At 43.0% G+C, this 18312-nt stretch carries 15 protein-coding genes; 2 read left to right on the top strand and 13 right to left on the bottom strand.

From position 1 onward, the window contains the following. Positions 1-314 precede the first annotated feature (314 nt). The 3 genes from NOS7524_RS21295 to NOS7524_RS21285 form a co-directional block, all read right to left on the bottom strand. Positions 315-1805 (bottom strand): hypothetical protein, encoded by a 1491-nt coding sequence (locus NOS7524_RS21295; RefSeq protein WP_015140551.1) that lies wholly within the window; start codon positions 1803-1805, stop codon positions 315-317. Positions 1806-1850: 45 nt separating this feature from the next. Continuing rightward, on the bottom strand, positions 1851-2615 hold the full coding sequence (locus tag NOS7524_RS21290) for a TIGR03943 family putative permease subunit (protein WP_015140550.1): 765 nt from the start codon (positions 2613-2615) through the stop codon (positions 1851-1853). 178 nt (positions 2616-2793) lie between these two features. Further along, a complete protein-coding gene (locus NOS7524_RS21285) occupies positions 2794-3849 on the bottom strand; it encodes a permease (RefSeq protein ID WP_015140549.1) in 1056 nt (351 codons plus the stop codon). 38 nt (positions 3850-3887) lie between these two features. On the opposite strand from NOS7524_RS21285, the gene NOS7524_RS30235 reads away from it, so the two are divergent. Together NOS7524_RS30235 and NOS7524_RS21280 are read left to right on the top strand one after the other, a co-directional pair. Beyond that, the gene (locus NOS7524_RS30235; RefSeq protein WP_015140548.1) at positions 3888-4061 is read left to right on the top strand and encodes a hypothetical protein; all 174 of its coding nucleotides are present in this window, start codon (positions 3888-3890) and stop codon (positions 4059-4061) included. Positions 4062-4568: 507 nt separating this feature from the next. Then, the gene (locus NOS7524_RS21280; RefSeq protein WP_041555409.1) at positions 4569-5927 is read left to right on the top strand and encodes a sensor histidine kinase; all 1359 of its coding nucleotides are present in this window, start codon (positions 4569-4571) and stop codon (positions 5925-5927) included. A gap of 101 nt (positions 5928-6028) precedes the next feature. Here the strand turns inward: NOS7524_RS21280 and NOS7524_RS21275 are convergent, their stop codons facing one another. The 10 genes from NOS7524_RS21275 to cobA form a co-directional block, all read right to left on the bottom strand. Beyond that, the gene (locus NOS7524_RS21275) at positions 6029-6907 is read right to left on the bottom strand and encodes an NAD(P)-dependent oxidoreductase (RefSeq protein WP_015140546.1); all 879 of its coding nucleotides are present in this window, start codon (positions 6905-6907) and stop codon (positions 6029-6031) included. 589 nt (positions 6908-7496) lie between these two features. Further along, on the bottom strand, positions 7497-8726 hold the full coding sequence (locus NOS7524_RS21270) for a class I SAM-dependent methyltransferase (protein WP_015140544.1): 1230 nt from the start codon (positions 8724-8726) through the stop codon (positions 7497-7499). 259 nt (positions 8727-8985) lie between these two features. Further along, positions 8986-10095, bottom strand: a complete 1110-nt coding sequence (gene proB, locus NOS7524_RS21265; RefSeq protein ID WP_015140543.1) for a glutamate 5-kinase — start codon at positions 10093-10095, stop codon at positions 8986-8988. 276 nt (positions 10096-10371) lie between these two features. Continuing rightward, positions 10372-10911, bottom strand: a complete 540-nt coding sequence (locus NOS7524_RS21255; protein ID WP_015140542.1) for a YqeG family HAD IIIA-type phosphatase — start codon at positions 10909-10911, stop codon at positions 10372-10374. Between the two features lie 380 nt (positions 10912-11291). Next, the gene (locus tag NOS7524_RS21250; protein ID WP_015140541.1) at positions 11292-11864 is read right to left on the bottom strand and encodes a DUF3727 domain-containing protein; all 573 of its coding nucleotides are present in this window, start codon (positions 11862-11864) and stop codon (positions 11292-11294) included. Between the two features lie 140 nt (positions 11865-12004). Continuing rightward, positions 12005-12463: a Holliday junction resolvase RuvX gene (gene ruvX, locus NOS7524_RS21245; RefSeq protein ID WP_015140540.1), complete on the bottom strand. Its 459-nt coding sequence runs from the start codon at positions 12461-12463 to the stop codon at positions 12005-12007. Positions 12464-12700: 237 nt separating this feature from the next. Then, positions 12701-13957, bottom strand: a complete 1257-nt coding sequence (locus tag NOS7524_RS21240; RefSeq protein ID WP_015140539.1) for a GNAT family N-acetyltransferase — start codon at positions 13955-13957, stop codon at positions 12701-12703. Between the two features lie 206 nt (positions 13958-14163). Next, positions 14164-14364: a hypothetical protein gene (locus NOS7524_RS21235; protein WP_015140538.1), complete on the bottom strand. Its 201-nt coding sequence runs from the start codon at positions 14362-14364 to the stop codon at positions 14164-14166. Positions 14365-14463: 99 nt separating this feature from the next. Beyond that, positions 14464-16614: a type I DNA topoisomerase gene (topA, locus tag NOS7524_RS21230; RefSeq protein ID WP_015140537.1), complete on the bottom strand. Its 2151-nt coding sequence runs from the start codon at positions 16612-16614 to the stop codon at positions 14464-14466. Between the two features lie 67 nt (positions 16615-16681). Then, a complete protein-coding gene (gene cobA / locus NOS7524_RS21225) occupies positions 16682-18253 on the bottom strand; it encodes a uroporphyrinogen-III C-methyltransferase (protein WP_015140536.1) in 1572 nt (523 codons plus the stop codon). Between the last annotated feature and the right edge of the window lie 59 nt (positions 18254-18312).

The raw sequence follows: 18312 nt of genomic DNA, 5'->3' as shown, positions 1-18312 counted from the left end.
TGTTCCCCATTCTGCATTACTAACTGATGCCGTTATAACATTATGAACTTACCCCCCGTCAACCTGAGATATGGCGGGGGTTTTGAGTTTAAATGCTACAGATATATAAACAGCAGTACAGATACTTAATATTAGGTGAATGCTGGTTTGCCTGTTGTAAACAGTTATATGGTAGTAGCTCGCTGGTAGAAATTCACACTTGGGAGAGACACTATCGCTGTATCTAATTTATCAAATACATATTGCATAAAAACAATAAAAAAGGCAAAAATTCAAAATAATTTTGCCTTTTACTATTGAACTTTAAACTTTTTTTATGGCAACCACCGGGGATGAAATCCAACTAAAGGTAGCTTTTCCGGTTTGATGGTGCTAATAGCAGAGTCAGAAATGGGTAGTAAGGGCATTAACCACAGACTACTGGTAGCGATCGCCTCGCCATCGTCGGTTTTCAAGTTGTTGGCGGATGGTGCAGTAGGATTAGCTTGGGGAACCACTTGGTCAAATAGCAAGGCCAAGCCATCGGGCGCTAGACTCATCTGCACATTTCTTTGTTCTACAGGTAACACCAACAATGGTTTCTGCTGTTGAGTTTTGAGGTCAATTGCCACTAAGTAGGGTTGTTCTATGTACTCTGTTTGAGAGACAAGTTGTGTCAACAAGCAGTAGAGCGTAGGTGTAGCAGGATCGAACTGGCAGTTAAGAATAGAGCCTGTGGTTTTTAACAAAGGCTTCTGTGTACCTTGGTTTGTGACTAAAAATAAATCCCGTGTAAAATCTGTATTAAACTTGACCATTGCAGCTTGAGAGCCATCTTTAGAGAATGCCTGCACCAGACCAAACTGTGGTAGAAAATCTAGGGGTTTGCTGGCATCTTGTTGTAGAGGAAGAATGGCTGCACCTTGTCCTTGGGCTACGGCTACGGCTTTGCTATCGGGAGTAATTAAAAAGTCTCCTCCTGGCTGGCTTTGCACACGTTGAGGTTTCGGTCTTTCACCAGGTTGGTTGCTGGCTGGCATAAACCATAGTCCAAAGTCGCTGGGATTATTTCTATTACCCCGTTGTACAACAATGGTTTGACCATCGGGTGACAAGTCAAATTTGAGATTTTGATAGTCTTTATTATCTAAAACTAAGTCAACTTTACCTGCTGCGGCTGTTGGGGTGTCAATTTTGGCAGCAATTCCTGTAGTGACAGTATAGAGTTGCGCTGAGAGTAAATCTTGGTTATTGCTAGCACGAGCCGAGAAGAGAATTTTTTCCCCATTCGGAAATGGTTTAAAGTCCATGACTACCAAATCTTTAGGGGTAAGTAACGTTTTTTGTTCTTTAGTCAAGTTATAGAGAACTAAGCGCCCCTTGTCTTGTTGTTCGGCTCCTATGTACAGGAGGACGCGATCGCGTGTGCGGAATTGGCCTATAAACGGTTCTATAACTCGGTTTGAGCCTTCTTTTTGGGAAAACTTATCTTTTGCATCCTGTAACTGCACTGTATAATTCGCACCATAGGGGGCTGGTGTCAACAGAGTATAGACCATCCGTCGCCCTACCCAACTGAATTTCCCCGCTAAAGGTGGCTCAATTTTTAAGTTATCCTCAACACTTTTAGCATCCATTGGACGGCTAAAGGTGAAGGTAAAAGAGATATCTTCTGCTCCAATTTGTTGATTTTGCCAACTAAAATCTCGCACACGAGCCGCGACAACATCGCCTTGCAAAATCAGGAAGCCAATCATTATACTCAGCAGCAACATGAAGGCGATCGCTACACGATCTAATGGTTGGAGAAATGCTTTAGTAGTCATTAGTCAATGTCAATAGTGATTTCTCTACTCCCTTGTCTCCCCCATCTAATAACTGTAGGGATTCTTTGGCTGGGGAATCTTTTTGAGAGATTTAGCGGCAATGGTAAGTTGACGTTTACCATTTAAGGTTTCTGTAACCATTTGCCCTTCTATTTCTAGCCAAGTGTCAGGAGAATATCTTTCTTGTTCATTAGTGAGTTTGACGGGTAATCCTATCGGATAAGCATCTGCGGCACAACAAGTCAGGACAAATCTGGCTAAAAATATATACTCTTTGCCAATGTCTGGTGGGTGGATGACGAATCCTTGTACTTTGACTTTTTGACCAGTATATGCGTCTGGTTCAGGATAGACACTGAGTGTGCGTACCCAGTCTACAAGCGATCGCTCTTCTGGGCGTATGGAAGCGCGAAAGGATTGGGGTTGAATGCGAGATGTTGTTAATAAGTCTGTCACACCCTTTTGTAGTGCTTTATCACTAGCAAATACTTGCGGTGTAATGATTAAACCTAGAATTGCTGAAATTAACAGCAAGCTACTACCAAAACCTGGAGCAAAAAAATTAATGTGTTGCGGATTTGCTGCCACTTCACGTCGTCGCCGTCGTTGTCGCCACAGTTCCTGGGCTTTCAATAAACCGATGGCAATCAAAGCTATACCACCTGCTACCACTAATCCAAAGAAGTTCGGGTGAATCAACAAGTACAGCTTGCCAGTTAGCCAATATCTCAACATCAACACGCCCCAAGCTGTGATTGCTAAGACATCCAACCAGGGCATTAAACGATTTGGGGTTTGAGATTTAGTCATTAGTCATTAGTCATTAGTCAATGGGCATTGGAGAGGCATTGCGTCCCGACTTGTAGCAACCGCCGTTATTGGGAGAGGAGGACTTAAAGCACGGGAGCAGGCTTCCTTGTTTCCCACCCTACGGGTAGGCTTACGCCATCGTAAGACAAGCTAAAGCTACATCTCCCCAGTCCCCATGTCAAAATACGTGCAAGTTAACGAACAGGGTGAACAAAAATGTTAGTTGTCCTGCTAGGGCGAAGAGGTAGAAGATAGTTTTGGGTTTGAACATGGATAACATCAAGCCAACGCTTTTGATGTCAATCATCGGCCCAAATACGAGAAATGCTACTAACGAACCACTACTGAAAGTCGAGGCGAAAGATAGGGCAAAAAAGGAATCGACTGTGGAACAAATTGATACGACTGCGGCTAACACTAGCATCACTAAAATGGAGCTAATGGGACCAGCGCCGAGACTGAGGATCAAATCGCGGGGTGCTAGGACTTGAATTGCCGCCGCGATCGCACTTCCTAACACCATCACTCCGCCTAATTCCCGCAACTCTTGGATGGCGTTATCTAGGGCTAGTCGGAGTTTGTCTGCTGTTGGTTTATTGGCGCTACTGGCAACTTCATTGTCTGGGGTTAAATTAGCATCTAACCTTGTGGTTATCCCGGCTCTACCGCCCAAAATATAAGTCCCAGAACGTAAAATATTTGGTGTATTCGTGGCTTGCTGTCCTGGTGGCAATTTGCCCCGGCGTTTTGTTTCAGGTTTGGGGGGGGAATTAAATTTCAAATATCGGGCGATCGCTGGTTGAACTATGGGCTGTAAGTCTGTTTGAAAACTGAAAACAAAACCAATAATAGTAGCAATTAACAGAGAAAATACTACTCGTAGAACAACTATTTCTGGCTGATCTCGAAATGCTGTCCACGTAGCCCAAATGACAATCGGGTTGATGGTTGGTGCTGCTAGTAGAAAACCAACTGCTACAGGTGTGGGTACTCCTTGCATCAGCAAGCGCCTAGCTACTGGTACGTTGCCACACTCACACACTGGAAACAAAAAGCCAACCAGACTGCCAACTAAAGCTCCCAAAACAGGGTTTTTGGGCATTTTTTCTACTAATTTACGCTCATCTACAAAAAATAGCAGCAAACTAGAGAATAATACCCCTATCAGCAAAAAAGGCATCGCCTCGACTAGCAGACTCAAAAATATAGTGAAACCATTGTTCAGTTGATTCATGGGTGTTGCAGTCAAAAGCGGTTTGGATTTTTTAGTTTATGCCTAGTCATTCTATCGGAATGGGGATCAAACACAATTTAGGTGGGATGCAACATATTCAAAACATAGATGTTGATATTCATCTTAGTGTTACCCTGAAGCACTATTGGCATTTTCTCGCGGTTAATGGTTATTTATATTTACGTGGATTTACTAGCGATAACCTTACCTAAGATTGGTGAACCTCTAGAATAGTTCCAAATTTGCTGATTAACCATCTAACTAGATAACGTTTTATTACCTAATATTTATACTTACTGCAAATTGAGTCTTAAGTGTGTTAACTTCTGGGCATTTTCATCAAGGATTCATAGTCTTTAAACATTTGGGGATCGCTGTGAGTTGTTAATATCGATGATTTTAGCTAGTTATAGGTCAATCAAATTTGAGGTTTGGTTGAATTTCTACTATAAAAACTCTCAAACTGCAAGGCCAATCTGGAAAAAACTTGCCAATTATGTTTAAGTATTTTTGCGAAAACTCTTCGGAATTTATCTATGGGTGATTTCCCTGAATTGAGCGTGATGAGTGATGAGCGGTGAGTGATAAGTAGCTAGCCTCTCTTTCATACCTGTCTATGAAATAAAATTCATTAGGACTGCCTGTAATATGAGCATTAACTATAGCCGCTAAAATATTAGCCTATTCTTTGCCAGCGTTAATCAACATCTAAGTCTACCGTGTCACAAGAGTTTTGTTACCAAATATCTTCACCCGTGTTATCCGTGGGTAGCGATCGCGATCTCAGTTTAGATTCCACCCTACTAGAACTACCCATGTACACTTTTCAGGTGGAAGTTAGCTGCATCGGTGCAGAAGTAGCTAAGTATTTTGACAAATATCCCTTACTGCCTGGGGTTATTTTAGTGGAACAGGGTAATTTCATGGGGATGATTTCCCGGCGACGACTCCTAGAGTTCTTGATCCGTCCCTACGGACAAGATTTATTTACCAAAGAACCCCTTGATGTTCTCTACAGTTACGCCCGGACAGCGATTTTGTTGCTACCTGAGACAACGCCTATCTTAACAGCGATGCACCATAATCTGAGGCGATCGCCTGAATTTTTAGCAGAACCAATTGTAGTTCAAACAGCAGATAATATCTACAAATTATTAGATACCCATGAACTAAATATTGCAGCTTGGCAAATTCGTGGCATAGAAACTCAAGTGCGCTATGAACGCAGCCAAGCCCAAATGATTCAAAATGATAAAATGGCTAGCTTGGGCAGGTTAGTAGATGGGGTAGCCCACGAAATTTTAGATCCGGTAGGTTTTATTTGGGGTAACTTAACACATATTTCTAGTTACAGCCAAGATTTACTCAAACTGATAGCAGCTTACGAAAATATTTCTCCTCAAGGTTCTGAGATGATTGGCTCTCTCAAAGAAGAAATAGAATTTGATTATTTAGAACAGGATTTATCTAAAGCTATAACTAGCGCCCGTACTGGAGCAGAGCGATTAAAAAAACTTGTCACCAGCTTACAAAATTTTTGTCATATTGATGCAGTTTATCCTAAGCCAGTAGACTTACACGCTTGTATTGATAGTATTGTGATTTTAATTAAAAGCCGTTTAAAAGGAGAAATTACCATTATTAAAAACTATGGTAAAATCCCGCCAGTGTCTTGCTTTATGGGACAGTTAAACCAAGTTTTCATGAATATTTTAAGTCAATCTGTAGATAGTTTACTAGATGAAGCAGTGCGACAACAATTACAACCAAAAAACAGTACAAATACCAAGAAATCAACGATTGAAATTACTACAGAAGTTATTTCTCAACCCGCCAAAGGAACAGATAAAATAGATTCCCGTTGGGTTTCAATTTGTATTATTGATAATGGACCAGGAATTGCTGAGGATTTACAAAAACAAATGCTAGAAACTTTCTCCGTCGAAAAAAGAGCCGATAAAGAGACAAGTTTAGCCGTTAGTTATCGAATTATCACAGCCAGACATGGAGGTAAACTCAATTTCAGTTCTCAACAAGGTGTGGGGACGAAATTTGAAATCTTGTTACCTTTGCTTTAGTCATTAATTAGTTTTTCCTCCTGCTCCCTCCGTTCGCGTAGCGTCCCGCAGGGAAGTTCTGATCGGAGGAAGCCTCCGCTCAGACTTCTCTCTGCTTCTTCCTACCCTCCACTCATCTCTCCCCAATCTTTAATTACAGAAAATAGGGACGAGTAATCATCATTTGCAAATGACATTTTCATTGCTGTTTGCAAAATTTTCTGTACAGTTTCAATAGTGCTGAGATCCAAACCTAGAGATTGGGCTTCGGAAATAAACAAATCTGTATCTTTCAGTAGGTGCTTGGTGGGAAAATTCGGCTGGCTGTAGTCATCAGCTAACATCCTTGACAGCTTTTTGTCAAAGGTAGGTGCATAAAGCGCACTGTCGCGTAAGACTTGCATAAACAAGTCCACATCAACACCCTGACGCTGTACAAAAGCCAAGCTCAGGGCAAAGCTAGTAGTTAAAGATGCAATTAGTTGATTTAAGGCTAATTTCAGCGCCGAGGCAGTTCCAACTGGCCCGATTAAGACTGGTTCTGGATCAAAGTTTTTGAGTAAATCTAAGTAACGTTGATACTGTTCGGGTTTAGCACCTACCATCACCTTTAGCTCACCTGCTTTAGCTTCGGGGATACTACCCAATACGGGTGCTTCCATATATTCACCACCGCCACCAACTACAGAATCTCGAATTTCTTGGCTTTGGGTAGGGGTAATTGTTCCCATTTGGATAATCGTCCGCCCTGCTAGGGTGCGCCAAGAAGTATCTGAAAGCAATACATGATAGATGGCGGCGGCATTAGTCAGCATAAGAATGACGCACTCAGCATCCCGAATGGCATAGCGGGGGTGTGTAACAACTTCCGCACCAGCTGCTTGCAAGGGTGCTAGTTTTTCTGGGGTGCGGTTGTAGGCAACTACCTCTATATTTGCTGCTAACAATCTTTGGGCCATTGGTAGTCCCATGAGTCCAGTTCCCAGAAATGCCACCTTCATTGTTTACGTTCCTTTAGTACAGCGTAGGCGTAGCGCGTTGTAGACATCGTTTTTCCATCTTTTGATGGTAAATCAGGGAGTAGGAAATTGATAGTTCACCAAGTTCTCTACTCCCTATACCCGGATCTAACAATCAGCCACCTGCGGCAAAACTCGCCATAATCAAAACTGATAGCAAGATACCGGGACTCAGTAGTGTTACTAGCATTAACAGGTCATGAGCAGTCATAATTATTACTCCACTCGAATGCTCGACTTTATAGGAATCACTGCTATGCTAGTCCATATCGAGCGGATACAGCATTCTTAAAGAGAGTTTTAACTTTTTACACTGGCAGAAATAAAGAGAGTAAGGAGTGGGAAATGGGGATTAGGGTATATTCCTTTTTCATCTTTGGGTGTGAAGTTTGATGATGAATGGCTGACTTTTACAGGAATTACGCTACACAATTTTTTACTTACCCCTATACCTGTTTACCAAAGTTTTGATTTTTGGTCTTGCACAGATCAGTTTCATTTTACCAAGAAAGGCAGATCATAGGATATGAGGGAGTGAGGAGAAAGAATTACTTGCCTCTAGTCTCTAGCTTCAATTTGGTACAGTTAATCCTTTTAAGATGGGAGAAGCATTTTTCTCTAATCCCTTACTTTGAATTAAAACGCCAAAGTTACCCATGCCCATAGGATCAATTAATTGGTGTAGTGACTCACGCCGTTGCAGCAATTGCGAAAGTGGGATTTTTTGATGGGAGAGGGCAGCAATCCGATCGCCTAAACCCAAAGCCATCAAAAACAAACCCTGCTGAATAAAACCGACTTTTTCTAAACCGCGATGCTCACCCCATCGTTCCAAGGCAGTAAAGTCAACATGGGCTGTGATATCTTGCCGCCCAATATTGATATACGGGTTGTTGTGATGACGATGGTGATAGTAACACTGTAGTGTTCCTTGCGATCGCCTGGGATTATAGTACCTGCTGGCAGGGTAGCCATAATCAATTGTTAACACATAGCCCCGTTGCAAGCGGTCTGCTACTATACTCAACCAATCTAAAGCAGCTAAATTAATTTCACTGCGGTAGCCATCCTCATAATCACCTTGAGTGATGTTAATGCCAACTAATTCTAAATATTCGGCTAGTTGGGGTGTAGAGGGTTCGGCTGTGATTTCTGTAAATAGGGATGAGGAGGATGAGGGAGATGAGGAGGAAAAAAAGAGGTGTTCTACTTCCTCATCTTCCCCCACTTCCCCATCTCCCCCCACAGTGACATAAATTTCTCGTAGTTCACCGGACTCTAAGATAAACTGATGTACTGGCAAAGCATCTACTAACTCATTAGAGAAAAAACAGCCCACAATTGAGTTAGATGATATCTCCTCCCAGCTACACCAACGCACAGGAAACTTTTGCAGGCGTTGCTGTTGTTCTTGCTTTAAGCCTGGAGATTTTTCCACAATTATGTACTGCAAGGCTGCAAACAAATCTGGATAGTGCTGCTGAAGATATTGCAGAATATGCACCGCCAAAAGTCCTTGTCCTGCACCCATTTCTACCAAATAAAAGGGTACTGGTTGCCCCAATATCTCCCACATCTGGGTAAATTGTTCTGCTAGTAATTCCCCAAAGTCAGCCCCAAGATTGACCGATGTGAAAAAATCACCACCTTTAAACCCAATTTCGACAGTATTGCTGGAATAATAGCCATATTCAGGGTGATATAGCACCATGTCCATATATTCAGCAAACGTAATTCGCCGTTGAGGACTGGTTAAAATGCGATGAACGATGACTTGATGCAGCGACAAATTAGAATCCATAAACAATTTTTGCAGAGACTACCTGAAAAGAGGAGCCAGGGGACTTCCAACTAAAAAAATATACAATCGCTTTGGTGAGCAGGGGAGGCTGGGGGAGCAGGGGAGGAAAAATCCAATGATTATATTTGCTCTGACTCATTGAATAATTTATTTTCTGTAAGTCCCCAGAGACAAGAATTATCAAACACTCAACACAAAACTCGAATTAAAACTCAGCGTACCTTTGCGTGAACCTCAGCGCACCTCTGCGTTTTTCTCCTTAAATCAAAACCAAATTATCCCGGTGAATCACAGTTTCCGCCCCTGCATAACCCAAAATTGCCGGAATTTCTATAGAACGACACCCACGAATTTTTTGTAACTCGTTGCTGCTGTAGTTAACCAATCCTCTAGCAATCTCTTGTCCATTACTGTCACACAACTGCACAGCATCTTGTGTATCAAATTCACCTTCGACAGCTTTAATACCAGCAGCCAAGAGAGATTTTCCTGCTTCCACAATAGCGGCGATCGCTCCCGCATCTAAATATAATTTCCCCATTGGCACCAGTCCGTAGGCTATCCAACGTTTACGGGCTGAGGTTGGTTCTGGTTGGGGTTGGAAATGAGTACCAATCGCTTCCCCTTGTAAAATTTTGCTGATATTTTGGGGAAATCGTCCTTGGGTAATCACAGTCCGCACTCCCGCAGCAATGGCAATTCTGGCTGCCGAAATTTTTGTTACCATGCCACCAGTACCCCATTGCGAGCCTTGAGAACCTGTTTGCACCTGTAATTCTGCCAATTCTTTCATGCTAGTCACTAAAGAAATGGGTTGAGCATCAGGCACAGCACGGGGGTCTGCTGAGTATAATTTATCTACATCGGTAAGTAAAAATAACCAATCTGCTTCTACGAGGCTAGCCACTAATGCTGAAAGGGTATCATTGTCGCCAAATTTCAGTTCATCTACTGCTACAGTGTCATTTTCATTGACTACAGGAATGACTCCCAATCCCAGTAGTTCCCCAAAAGTGTTGTAGACATTAAGGTAGCGGCTGCGCTGGACTAAATCACTGCGAGTCAGCAATACTTGGGCAATTGGTTGTTGCAAAGTGGTAAATAAATCATCGTATACCCGCATTAATCGCCCTTGCCCAACTGCTGCTACTGCCTGTTTCAGCGCGATCGCTTTGGGACGTTCGGTTAAACCCAAACGCGCACAACCCACTCCTACCGCCCCAGAGGACACTAAAATGACGCGATTCCCCTGCTGTCTCAAATATGTCAGGGTTTCTGCTAAAGTAGCGATTGTAGACAGTGCTAGTTGTCCATTTTGGGGTTGAGTGAGGCTAGATGTACCGATTTTGACGACGATTGTTTTGGTCATTAGTTAGTAGTCAGTGGTCATTCATCAAGGGTCATTAGTCAATTGTCACAAAAGCTATGAACTATGGACTATGCACTATTGACTCTGCTTGAAACTGCAAAGCGCCAACCCTTCTATAGTTTGAGGGCTGACGCTTTACTAATTTATATTTATTTGCTATGTTTTAGAGTCTTTTTTTTAGCTGACTCCATTTTATTAATACCTATAATCACCGATATTTTCCTGTCCCCAATTTTTTTTAATTATTTCTTTAGATTTAGATTCATTAACTTTTGATCAATCTTTGTGAAGCTTTTTTGGCTGGGAGATGATCGAAGCTCCTAAGATTTCCGAGAACCAAACTTCAAAGTTGCGAATGGGATGAGAGCGTAGAACCGCGTCAGGATGAACAATGGGTTCTACCAAAATGGTAAACATACCTAGACGATTACCAGCTAAGACATCAGTAAACAAGCGATCGCCTACCATCCCTACTTGATGTACTGGTAGATTCATCGCCTGGAGTGCGGCGCGAATTTTGCGGCGGGAAGGTTTGGCTGCACCGAGGTAATATGGCAGGTTAAGAGAGCGAGCAATGCTACCAATTCTGACTTCGCTGAGGTTATTGCTCACTAACCACAATGCAGTACAACTACGCATTTGCTCCACCCAATCCTTGAGTTCTGGAGAAACTGCATCTACAGTAAACGGTACTAAGGTTTCATCGACATCTAATACCAGCCCCTTAAGCTGGTAATGTTGAATTATTTCTGGTGTGAGGCTCAAAACCGAACCCCCCAAAACCAAATCAGGCTGTAAGAACTTGTTCCATGTCATAAATCAACCACTGAAGGAAATAGGAAATACACTACGATAAATGGAAAGCACTACAAAATGCCAAAACCCACGTATTTCTTGAGATTTTGACATTTTGCTCATTGTTATAGCTGTAGACAAGGTGATTAGGACAGGATTAAAAGCTCAAACTCATTCATGGCATGGATTTTACTATTGCCTATTGCAAGAGTGCCTATTGCCTATTGCCTTCTGCTATATGTCGATTTCCAGATTAACTTAATTGCAAAGAGATGCAACTATTAGTCCTCACAAATGCTTGCCCCTTTGCATAATTTTTCAGATGTGCAGATATCATTGAACATCCTTAATTAAAAATTATAAGATGAAGCATTTTAATTTTTAATGGGAAAATTTTCATCTCATTCTACTTGGTTAAAAAGTTGTTCTTCTAGGAGCGGCTGCACTTTGCGAAACTCTTCTGGTGATAGCAAAACAGGTTCACCATCTTTGGCAATTCTGGCAAAAAACAGCAGTGGATCAAGAGGTGTATAAATTGCATACTCCTGCTCGTGGTGATAGAAGGTAGTGAGTAACTGCAATTGCTCTGGTTCTAAATCGGCCTCTTCGTCTTCAATTTCTAGCGTAAATAATTCAGAATCTTCTACTGGCGGTAACTCGCCTGCAACCGTCAGAGCATAGGCTGTATTTTTCAGCACCAAGTTTTGTTCTGCTAAGACAGCTTGGGCTGTGCTAAAAATTTCATCAATGACAGCATCATCTTCTACTAAAATTGCTTCTTCTTCTTCGTCTTCACCTTGCCAAGCAAAAATTTCTATTGGTGAATCAACAGGAAGCAACAAAACATATTCTTGTTCATCGGTTTCAAGGGAATGTTCTATGTAGCATTCTAGGGTTCGCCCTTTCTCATCAGTCAAAATGATGGAACCTGTACGATCTTGATCGTTATCTTCAGAAAATGGAGAGGAAAACATAGCTAAGGTGTGAGACTTTATAAGTACCAGCAGTTGGGTAACTCGCTTTACTGTTTAATGACCAATGGTGTCAAGCAAATAGCTTCAGACTTAGATACAACTGCTATGTAACAGCTTTCAGAATATCATGTTCAAAGGTATCAATACTCTACAGGTACAACTGAACTCAGAGCGTTAGCTCGTCTAATATCCAGCCACTGCTGTAGAATCAAAGCTGCTGCTTTGCGGTCAATTAAACCTTTGTTACGTGACGGTGAGCGATTTTCTGCTATTATCAGTTGCTCTGCTTGAAAGGAAGTCAATCGCTCATCAACATACTCTATGGGTAATTGGAGAGCTTTAGCCAGTCTGGTGGCAAATTTCTGTATTTGGCGAGCCTGAAACCCTAAAGTGCCATCCATTGAATAGGGTAAACCAACAATCAGCACTTCTACTTGGCGCTCATTAACTATGTTACGTATTTCTTGAACATCCTGCTCAAAGGATGTGCGCTCCACAGTAGTTATACCAGTTGCAATCAAACCTGTGCGATCGCACCCAGCAACACCAAGCCGCTTCCGCCCCACATCCAATCCCAGTGCTGAAATATACTTTGTCATTAGTTATTAGGGACTTCCAGATAAGAAAATATTCAAAATGTCAGGGTGCGTCAGTGTGAGAAAACCTAGCTGTACCAAGAAATTATTCATACTGACGCACCCCAATAACCCTCAATTCGGAATAATTTATTGGGCATGGGGCATAGGGTATGAGGTATAGCTTCTGTCCTCTGCTCTCTCTCATCTTCCCCATCTCCCTCATCTTCCTCATCTCCCTCATCTCCCCAGTTCCGGCACCTAATTCTCCTGCTGTGTATCAATTGAGTCAGGTAACACAGTTGGTTCTATGTGACCATTTTTACACTTAAAGTGAACTGATTCCGATGGGCTTTGTACTGGGATCTCAGAGGGTTGCTGCTGCCTGGTTTGCACCCAGGACATACCACCGGGTATGGGTTTACGGGCTGGCTGTAAACCTTGGAGTACGTCCGTCCATTGAATTCCTTCTAAGGAGACTAATTTAGATTCTCGCAATTTGTGCCATACAGAACGCGACATGATCAGGGTATGTTCTGTGCGTTTTGCGCCAATCCGCTCTAAATACTCTTCTCTTTCTGGCTGATAGTCGGAAGAAGCCAGTTTTAACCCCTGTTGGGGAAAATCTTGGGCAATTCGCGCTAGTTGGGCAAGTAACTCTGGATATAGCCAAGTATAGGCAGGGTGGACTGTCAGGCTAGCGACGTGGGGAGCTTCACCTTGACGATCAAGTTGTACCTGAAAATAACCAATAGCAGCTTTGCGTTGGGGTTCAAATACATAGCCGCTAACGACTTCAGTTTTAGTTACCCATTGTTTCACCGCGTCAGTCAATGCCCCAAACAAACTGGTTTTAAAGTCGCGGGTGTTGCGATCAAACACTTGGCGCACCAAAGGCGGCATTGATGCTGTATCTAATTGATAGAGTAACTGAGCATCGGCATTGCTGACTGGTAAGAGGTTAGGCAAATCTGGCTCTGCTTGTGCCAGTTCTTGTAGCAGTTCCGGCTCAATTTCCCAGTAAGTCATTTCTGCTAAACGCTGAAATCCATTGCGGCGATAAAGTGCCAGCGCCTCTAAATCATTGATATTAACTTCCAATAACCAAGTCCGAGCTTCTAAAATCGACTCGAAGCAATGGCGCAAGAGTTGGGAGCCAATTCCTTGCTTATCCGCCGCCCGATCCAACATTACCCGATCAACCTTCCAAGTGGTGCGTGTACGGTTGAAGGGTGAAACTTGAATCATCCCTAAAAGCATCCGTCCTTGTTCAGCGACATAGGAGAAGAACAGATATTGTAGCGGATTGGGAAACCAGCTCAAAAATTTCAGGAAGCCGTACCAGCGCCTCAACCATTGCATTTGCTGATTGATCACACTGGCCCCCTTGGGAGTCAAGGCGGCGAATGACTCTTGGGATATGCGTTCAATTCCGTCCAGATCCCGGTATTGGGCTGGCCGGATGACAACGCTGAGGTTTTGGGGAAGTAAGGAATTCATGTTGATTTGGGCTGCCATTTAGCCTTAACTAAAACTGGGTCAGAGGAACTGCTGCCATCATCTTAACGGCTTTGAGTGGGTTACTGTTGCTCCAAAAGGTTGATTTTCGTGACTCAAGGCTAAAAAATTAGAAAAAGCAGACTCTTGGAGTACACTTTTGGTGTTCACCAAACATAATCTGCTTTTATTTTATTTGCTTTTTTGTTAATTATATTTTTTCTTAATTATAGACATTGACGAGAAACCAGCTTTTCAAAGGTAGCTTGGGTTTGATGTAACAATTCTTCTCTACTATCTTCCTGCTGTAGCTTGAGAGTTGGAACCAGATTGCGAGCTTGCAGAGTCATGTGAAGTTGTAGGTGAGCAACGTATTCACTGATATCTTCTTTTGGTAGAATCGCGCCCTTGGATAAATTTGATTCCATTGTCACTATGTTCTCCTTGTCTCTATCTCTAACGCTATTGCTTCACATCATAGAAACTTATCATGTTGTTTGACTGGGCTTTTTAATTTGCAATGAAGTTTAACGGTTGTTTGCATTTAATTCTCCAAACTTCGGACTCCACCATCCTTTCGTTGTACTAAAATAAGCTACATCTTGATGTTTTTTATCCTGGCGAGATTGGGGTGATGAACATCGCAGCATCGTCTTTGTTTGTCCATCTTTGGTATAAATGTACTCTTCTAAAGGCTGTTTACACACAGGACAGGGGTGTGAAGTGATCTTAGCTGGCAGCTTTTGCTTACTTTCTTGAGTGCGGGGTGCTTCCCAAGACTTGCTGCGATCGCTCCAGAACAGCACGACGTTTTCACAACCGCTAGTACACTTGAGAAAATATTTTTTCTTGACTTTGCTGCTGGGAATCTTGGACATCAAACCGTTGCACTGAGGACAGTGTGTTTGAGAAATTTCCCACTGGCGTGGGGTAAATCTCCCATCTGATTTGTCTGCAACTAGAGTTTTAGCTTGAGCAAGTGCCGGCACGAAATAATCCTGATTCCATGTACTCAGATATTGCTGCCACCCCTGCTTACCTGCGGCGATCGCATCGAGGGCATCCTCCATCTTGGCGGTAAATTCTGCCTGGAGTAAATCTGGCAGTGCTTTTTGCAAAAAGGTATCAACCTCTAACCCCAAGGTTGTTGGTTGTAGGTGGTCTTTTGTGAGTTGCACATAATCACGTTTTTTGAGGGTGGCGACAGTGGGGGCGTATGTACTAGGGCGGCCAATACCCTTGCGTTCCATTAGTTGTACCAGTTTAGGTTCGCTGTAGCGTGGTGGCGGTTGAGTTTGTTTCTTTTCATGGCCAGCATTCTCTAGGGTAAGCGCCTGTCCCTGTCGCACAGAAGGTAAAACTGCATCTTTGCTGAGGTTATTCCAGTATCGCGCATAACCATAAAACTCTATGACTTGTCCTCTCGCTTGCCACAACAGCTTTCCTGATTGCGTGATGACTTGAGTTTTCCGGAGTTGGGCAGCTTTGCACTGGGAAGCGATCGCGCGTTTCCAAATCATCACGTACAGATTGAACTCATCCGCCGCAATTTCCACCCGTAACTGGGCTGAGGGACGAAAAACGTCTGTGGGACGAATTGCTTCATGGGCTTCTTGAGCCGATTTACTGCTACGATGCCTAGCTACCTGCTGTGGGACATTCTGCGGATCATTTTGCTCCAACCATTTACGGGCGCTAGCACAAAACTCAGGACTCAACATTACTGAGTCGGTACGCATATATGTGATTAACCCAGCTTCATAAAGCTTTTGAGCAACTTGCATAGTTTTATCTGGAGCAAATCTCAGCTTAGAACCGGCTGCTTGCTGAAGGGTAGAGGTGGTAAAAGGTGGTGGTGGTTGGCGCTGAACTGTTTTGCCTTCTACTTGCAGAACTTGGTGATCATACTGTCGTGCTGATTCAACTAACTTTGTGGCTTCTGCCTCTGATAAAACTCGTTTACTTTCCGGTACTTTTGTGTTGTTGTCAGCCGCATCATCATGGGTTTCTGCTTCTGCCTCTGGGGTATTTGCGGGAGAGTCGGTTGTGCCTTTGTAAAAAGCTCGAAATCCTTCAGTGTAATCAACCCAAACATTCCAGTAGTCTTGGGGTACAAATGTTTGAATTTCCCGCTCTCGCTGACAAATCAGGTGCAATGTTGCACTTTGGACTCTACCAACGCTTTTCGCTCCGTTGTTTAATGCCCAAACTAGGGGACTGCCTTTGTAACCTACCAATTTATCAAGACAATCTCGGCACAGTCCTGCACCGACTAAATTGAAATCAAGTTTTCTCGAATTCGCGATCGCCTTCCTAACTGCTGATGCTGTAATTTCCGTATAAACAACCCGTTTTGGATCTCTCAGCCCTAGCACCTCTTTCAGATGCCAAGCGATCGTTTCACCTTCCCGATCGGGATCTGTTGCCAAAACGACTTGATCAACTTGTTTGACGGCGGCTTTGAGTTTTTGAATCGTCTCCTTGGCTCGTTGATCACGAGGGATATAGTGGCATCGCACACTACCACCATCCATGCTGAAGCCTAGTGAATCATCACCTTCATTGCTCAGTTCCCGAATATGTCCACAACTGGCGCGCACAATCCAATCTGAACCTAGGATTTGACTGAGTTTTTTGACTTTTCCAGGGGATTCAACGATGAGGAGGTTTTTGGACATGGCAGATGGATGATGAATGCTGGACTATAGAATATTTTAGTATTTCTGTACTATAATGTTGGCACTGTTAATCTGTGAATTGTGCAACGCCAGCATTCTGCACCCATTTGATGATTGCTTGACTTAAGCCATCGAGAGTATATTCTTCAGCCTCAACATCTACCCGCCCTAAAAAAGCATGACAAGTTTTGGAAGTTTGGGGGCCAATTGAAGCCAGACAAACTCCTTCCAAAGCAGTGGCTACATTGCTACTGAAGATTTTGCTAACAAGTTGACAGAAAAACTGCACAGTTTTAGAACTGGCAAAGGTAATCACATCGACTTGGCCAGTTTTTAAAGCTAATTCTGCGGCTGGGGCGATATGACTAGGACAACAGGATTGATAAGCCGCAACTTCGATGACTTCTGCACCTTTGCTGTGGAATTCGTTGACTAATATTTCTCTACCACCACTTTCGACTCTGGGAAATAAAATCTTTTTCCCTGAAAGTGTTTCCGGAAATGTTTCTACTAAGGAGTCAGCAACAAAATTAGGAGGAATAAAGTCCGCTTGGAGTCCACGCTTTTGCAGACTTTGGGCAGTTTTTTCACCGACAACAGCAATTTTTACCCCAGCTAAGGCACGGCTGTCTTTACCTTTGAGGTGCAGCCTGTCAAAAAAATAATCTACGCCGTTGGTGGAAGTGAGAACTAACCAGTGAAATGCAGATAAATTATTGATGGCTTGATCTAATGCTTGCCAACTGGAAGGGGGGCCGATTTCTAAAGCTGGCATTTCGATGACTTTAGCACCAAATTTAGTGAGGCGATCGCTAAATTCACTCGATTGTCCAACTGAACGGGTAACTAAGATGGTTTTACCAGTAAGAGGTAGGTTATGAGACATAGCTGTAGTCGAATGCTTTAAAGATATTGTCTCAGGTTGTAGGAAATTACGTAGCCCGACAACTTCCCCAATCACAATGACAGCTGGTGAAAGTAATAACCCAGTCGTTGTTTCAATAATATTACCTAGTTGACCACTCCAAATCTGTTGTTGGGGAGTACCTGCCCAGCGAATAATGGCTATGGGTGTGAAATGCGATCGCCCGTGTTTCATTAGCTGATGTACAATTTCCGGTAGGTTTTTTCCTCCCATCAATATGACTAATGTCTCTAACCGTGACAGTGCTTCCCAGTCTAAAGCTTCTGGTTCGTGGGCTGTTAACACTGCAAAACAGCGACTCATCACGGGATCTGTCAAGGGAATCTCCGCCAGTAAAGGCGCAGCTAAAGCGGAAGAAATTCCTGGGATGACTTCAAAATCACAGCTATTAGCTTTTAAAGCTGCAATTTCTGAGGTACAGCGTCCAAAAATAAACGGATCACCTGATTTAAGTCTGACGACTTGTTTACCTGCTTGACAGTGCTGTACGAGTAACTGATTAATTTCTGTTTGGGGTGTGCTGGGTTTTCCGCCACGTTTCCCCACATCCAACTTTAAGCAATCAGATGGGACATATTCTAATAATTGCTCATCCACTAGGGCATCGTAGACTAAAACCTCAGCTACAGCTAACAAATTATGAGCTTTTACCGTGAGGTAAGCCACATCTCCCAACCCTGCACCTACAAGGTAAACTTTGCCTGTGTTAGTCATTAGTCATTAGCCGTTTAGCTGGGGTTATATGTAGCAAAACACAGTATTTTTATATTGCA

Origin of the sequence: Nostoc sp. PCC 7524 (assembly GCF_000316645.1) — a bacterium.
In the GTDB taxonomy this organism is placed as follows: domain Bacteria; phylum Cyanobacteriota; class Cyanobacteriia; order Cyanobacteriales; family Nostocaceae; genus Trichormus.
The sequence above is the reverse complement of the archived record's forward strand: the minus strand, read 5'-3'. Positions and strand labels throughout refer to the sequence as shown.

Bases quoted from the DNA above. Each gene is read 5' to 3' on its own strand.
- proB (WP_015140543.1), bottom strand. From the start codon at position 10,095: ATGACCAAAACAATCGTCGTCAAAATCGGTACATCTAGCCTCACTCAA.
- NOS7524_RS21285 (WP_015140549.1), bottom strand. From the start codon at position 3,849: ATGAATCAACTGAACAATGGTTTCACTATATTTTTGAGTCTGCTAGTC.
- NOS7524_RS21270 (WP_015140544.1), bottom strand. From the start codon at position 8,726: ATGGATTCTAATTTGTCGCTGCATCAAGTCATCGTTCATCGCATTTTA.
- NOS7524_RS21275 (WP_015140546.1), bottom strand. From the start codon at position 6,907: ATGAAGGTGGCATTTCTGGGAACTGGACTCATGGGACTACCAATGGCC.
- NOS7524_RS21290 (WP_015140550.1), bottom strand. From the start codon at position 2,615: ATGACTAAATCTCAAACCCCAAATCGTTTAATGCCCTGGTTGGATGTC.
- NOS7524_RS21295 (WP_015140551.1), bottom strand. From the start codon at position 1,805: ATGACTACTAAAGCATTTCTCCAACCATTAGATCGTGTAGCGATCGCC.
- NOS7524_RS21255 (WP_015140542.1), bottom strand. From the start codon at position 10,911: ATGACATGGAACAAGTTCTTACAGCCTGATTTGGTTTTGGGGGGTTCG.
- ruvX (WP_015140540.1), bottom strand. From the start codon at position 12,463: ATGACAAAGTATATTTCAGCACTGGGATTGGATGTGGGGCGGAAGCGG.
- NOS7524_RS21240 (WP_015140539.1), bottom strand. From the start codon at position 13,957: ATGGCAGCCCAAATCAACATGAATTCCTTACTTCCCCAAAACCTCAGC.
- NOS7524_RS21250 (WP_015140541.1), bottom strand. From the start codon at position 11,864: ATGTTTTCCTCTCCATTTTCTGAAGATAACGATCAAGATCGTACAGGT.
- NOS7524_RS21235 (WP_015140538.1), bottom strand. From the start codon at position 14,364: ATGGAATCAAATTTATCCAAGGGCGCGATTCTACCAAAAGAAGATATC.
- NOS7524_RS30235 (WP_015140548.1), top strand. From the start codon at position 3,888: ATGCCTAGTCATTCTATCGGAATGGGGATCAAACACAATTTAGGTGGG.
- topA (WP_015140537.1), bottom strand. From the start codon at position 16,614: ATGTCCAAAAACCTCCTCATCGTTGAATCCCCTGGAAAAGTCAAAAAA.
- cobA (WP_015140536.1), bottom strand. From the start codon at position 18,253: ATGACTAACACAGGCAAAGTTTACCTTGTAGGTGCAGGGTTGGGAGAT.